The sequence below is a fragment of the Streptomyces atriruber genome (genome assembly GCF_001418325.1).
Classification (GTDB): domain Bacteria; phylum Actinomycetota; class Actinomycetes; order Streptomycetales; family Streptomycetaceae; genus Streptomyces; species Streptomyces atriruber.
The window spans coordinates 1-304 of the sequence record NZ_LIPN01000270.1; the positions used below are offsets into that span (position 1 = coordinate 1).

Consider the following 304-nt stretch of genomic DNA (forward strand, 5'->3'; position numbering starts at 1 on the left):
GGGCGACGACCATTGCGCCGCGAACTGCGCCGTGTCTAACCTGTGTTCGTCATACCGATCAGCGACCGAAGTTTCGGACGCGCAGGGTGGGAGGCCGAACTCATGGGACGACTGGTGCCCGCGGTGACCAGGTCGCTGGACATACTCGAACTGTTCCTGGAGGGCGACGGGACGTTCTCCGCACCCGAGGTCACCCGCAGACTCCAGCTGCCGCGCACCACCGTGCACGAGCTCCTGACCACCTTGGCGGCCCGCTCGTATCTCGTCCAGATACCGGATCAGCCAGGGCGCTACCGCCTCGGCG

General features: G+C 66.4%; 1 protein-coding gene. It reads left to right on the forward strand.

All coding sequences use genetic code 11. From position 1 onward, the window contains the following. Positions 1 to 102: 102 nt before the first annotated feature. A partial coding sequence (locus AOK03_RS44280) for a helix-turn-helix domain-containing protein (RefSeq protein ID WP_425264415.1) occupies positions 103 to 304 on the forward strand: 202 nt, incomplete at its 3' end.